Annotated in this window: 5 protein-coding genes; 2 read left to right on the top strand and 3 right to left on the bottom strand. The window is 54.2% G+C overall.

Going from position 1 to position 2,973, the window contains the following annotated elements:
• Both mobV and FS777_RS21185 read right to left on the bottom strand, forming a co-directional pair.
• Nucleotides 1-441 (bottom strand): MobV family relaxase (mobV, locus tag FS777_RS21190; protein ID WP_178091310.1); only part of this gene is annotated, 441 nt, incomplete at its 3' end.
• Nucleotides 442-747: 306 nt separating this feature from the next.
• Nucleotides 748-1,032: a hypothetical protein gene (locus FS777_RS21185; RefSeq protein WP_145257571.1), complete on the bottom strand. Its 285-nt coding sequence runs from the start codon at nucleotides 1,030-1,032 to the stop codon at nucleotides 748-750.
• Nucleotides 1,033-1,619: 587 nt separating this feature from the next.
• Here FS777_RS21185 and FS777_RS21180 point away from each other — a divergent pair.
• A complete protein-coding gene (locus FS777_RS21180; protein ID WP_145257568.1) occupies nucleotides 1,620-2,153 on the top strand; it encodes a replication/maintenance protein RepL in 534 nt (177 codons plus the stop codon).
• A complete protein-coding gene (locus tag FS777_RS21175; RefSeq protein ID WP_145257565.1) occupies nucleotides 2,153-2,386 on the top strand; it encodes a hypothetical protein in 234 nt (77 codons plus the stop codon). The genes FS777_RS21180 and FS777_RS21175 overlap by 1 nt, the downstream gene beginning before the upstream one ends.
• Here the strand turns inward: FS777_RS21175 and FS777_RS21170 are convergent.
• Nucleotides 2,378-2,973 (bottom strand): plasmid recombination protein (locus FS777_RS21170; RefSeq protein ID WP_178091309.1); only part of this gene is annotated, 596 nt, incomplete at its 5' end. The two genes, FS777_RS21175 and FS777_RS21170, sit on opposite strands and share 9 nt — an antisense overlap.

The following is a 2,973-nucleotide window of genomic DNA, read 5'->3' as shown; positions in this document are numbered from 1 at the left end:
CCGGCTGCCGATGAATTCCTTTGCGCTTAAGCGTCTGTCTTTGGTCAGCGGTACCACGAACGCGGACAAATGCGGCGTCGCCTCGTCCCGGTGAATGCTGGCAATGATGATCCGATCGGCGCCGTACTTATCCGCTAGCCATTGCACAGAGCGTCGGAAAAACGCCTTTTCCTGTTCTGGCGTCGCTGTAGCGAACCATTCGGGGCTAGCTGTCATGACGTACTCAACGGCCAGAACAGCATCCTTACGCCGTTTCTCTGGCAGCAAAGCGCGCAATTTGCCCATCGCCTCGTCTGTGCTCTTCGCGACTAGGTGCTGATTGTCTGGCGTGCGCTCCTGGTCAGCATTGTGCGTCTCGCGTTCGCGATAGCAATGCTGCATCGAGGCCGCTACTGATCCCATGCTGGCGAGCTTTTTCGCTCGCATGATTGCGTATGCCATGTCATCCCGCGTTGCTGAAATACCGCCTGGCTCCGCCGGGCCACTTCATTCGAAGTGTACTCACTAGACTTTGCTTCGCAAAGATCGCTCGGGCCACGGCCAAAAGCCTGCGCGGCTACGCCTTGCCCAATGGGCTCCGCCCCTTGGAACCCCGCTCTCGCCGGCGAGGCCTCGGGAGCTGGGGAGGTGAAGCATTCCCCAGCCCCCGGGCTGAGCGTTGGGGTCGCTCCAGGGCGTCAAGGCCAAGCCGCCTACGGCGGTCGCTTCGCGAGCCTTGACCCCCTTCCACTTCAAATCTTCGCAAAATCACTGCTCGTAGCTGTTTCGAAGAGTAGAGAGCTTGGTTCGTCCATGTGGCGTGGTGTATTCACCACTAATTATGCTGTATTCAAGGTCACCGATGCATGGCTTAACACGCTGTTCTAGCCAATCGGTGATAGAAGTGGTTCCAGCCGCCTTTCGAGTGTATGGACCGTCTTTAGACGCATACTCTCTAACTGTGCTTAGATGCGGGGCCCTGATGCGGATTACGATTTCTTCAAGCTCCAGAATTCTCTCTTCAAGCTCACGAACGGTGATTGTGTTTGGCATTTATTTCCTCGTTATTTATTGGTTATTGTGAATATAATACACACTTATTTGCCATTTGTCAAGATCTTGTTGACTTGTTGTTTTTGCAGTGTTAGATGGTTATTTGTCAGATGAGTTGAGCAAATGGAGTGGGGGTCAAGGGGTTGGTGCGGCCCGCAGCCCGCAGGGCGAGGACTCGGCCCCTTGACGCCCACGGAATGACCCAGCCTCCGTGAGTGGGGGCAGGGAGTGCTTTTCTCCCTGCCCCCCGAGCCCTCGGCGGCAAGAGTGGGGGTTCCAAGGGGGCAAAGCCCCTTTGGGCGAGGGCCATAGGCCCGCTGCAAGCTATAAGAACAACTGCCCTAAGGGCAGGCATTTCCCAGGCCGACAGGCCGTGCTTTTCAGGGGTAAGGCATCGCCTAGGGCGCAGCCCTATTGAGATACAGAAGGCTGATTTTTTAACTAATTGATTTTAAAGGTTTTTTATACAAGCGAGGCTCATAGCTGATGAGCCTCATGAAGCTCATAGCTGGTGAGCTTGCGAGATTGAACCCAGATCAAATTAGAGTTATAAGTAGATCACCAAATGAGCCAACCAAGGTCACAGAATGAGCCGATTAGTACCGCCCGGTGAGCTTGCAGAGGCTCATACGAACGCAGAAAACTACAATTTCGTTCAGCTCTCCCGTAACTACCTCAAAGAGATGCGAGGGCTCGCCAGAAAAAGCCCTGTAGCTCATGAGATTTTGTATTACTTGGTTGAACACATGGGCCGAACTACAAATGCCGTGGTTTGCAGTCGCAACGTGCTGGCCGAGGTGACGGGTTGCAGCATTGCAACTGTAGGGAGAGCCATCAGGGTTCTAAAGGATGACAACTGGATCGACACCGTAAAGATCGGCAACGCTAGTGCCTATTGCGTCAACGAGCGGGTGTTCTGGCAAGCAGCACGAAATCAACGGCAGTATGCGGTCTTCTCAGCAACGGTCATTGCCGCAGCCTCAGAGCAGGACAGCGATTTTCGTGAGAAAGCCAAGCAGAAGCTAACCTATATCCCGATTATCGAAGATGATAACCGCATGTTGGTAAACACTGATGAATCCCTTCCGCCACCAGACCAAGCAGACATGGATTTAAACTGATGAGCGAAACACCACGGTTTATCGAAGTTGGTGATTTCGATGATGTACCTAGTCCTGTCCCGATTTTTGTTACTCGAAACAGGCCAGATCGCTTACACGGCAATGCGATGAAGAAGGCACTGGCTGCTGATCCAACTTATGCCGCTCAATTGCGTGCTGAACTCACCGCAGAGGATGCGGTTGACGAGCTAGCCGTTCTCGATCGTTACGAGCAATCCATCAAATCACCGTGAGCGCCCACGATCGGACGCATTTCTACCATTTTCACGACCTACCGCCTTGCGCTGTTGCTTGGATTTGGCGTTCTCCATCTGATATGTCATTGCGACCCTAAGCACTTGGGTCACCTGATCCTTGGTAAGCCCCTTGAAAGCGCCCTGAAGCGTTTCTAGGCGTTTTCTTAGGTCATTGGCCGTATCCTGCATCTCTTTTGCTCTACGACGCTCCTGCAGCGCAGTAGAGGCCGCAGCGATGGTCCCAGAAAGCTCCTCACTCACTGACCTGGTCAAACGCTCAGCAATTGCTTCCGGTGTCTCGACGTCGGTTGAAAACAGCCCCTTGCGCAGTACCCGCGGTTCCACCTCCTTTGGCGCGATCATCGCCAAAGGTTCTGTACCGCGTTTGATGGCCGCGTAATGCTGCTGGATCGTTTGATGCGTTGCCTTGCTGCCCTCAATCCCGCGCTCGAGGCCCAAGTCTGCGACACGACCGGCATAGCTGGTCTGATCGGCGCGCATTTTGTCCCGGCTGCCGATGAATTCCTTTGCGCTTAAGCGTCTGTCTTTGGTCAGCGGTACCACGAACGCGGACAAATGCGGCG

The sequence above is a fragment of the Pseudomonas sp. DE0157 genome, from assembly GCF_007678615.1.
Lineage (GTDB): Bacteria > Pseudomonadota > Gammaproteobacteria > Pseudomonadales > Pseudomonadaceae > Aquipseudomonas > Aquipseudomonas parafulva_B.
Note: the sequence above shows the minus strand (reverse complement) of the source record. Positions and strands in the feature narration are given on the sequence as shown.

Coding starts and splice junctions, on each gene's coding strand:
- FS777_RS21185 (WP_145257571.1), bottom strand. CDS start 1,032: ATGCCAAACACAATCACCGTTCGTGAGCTTGAAGAGAGAATTCTGGAG.
- FS777_RS21180 (WP_145257568.1), top strand. CDS start 1,620: ATGAGCCGATTAGTACCGCCCGGTGAGCTTGCAGAGGCTCATACGAAC.
- FS777_RS21175 (WP_145257565.1), top strand. CDS start 2,153: ATGAGCGAAACACCACGGTTTATCGAAGTTGGTGATTTCGATGATGTA.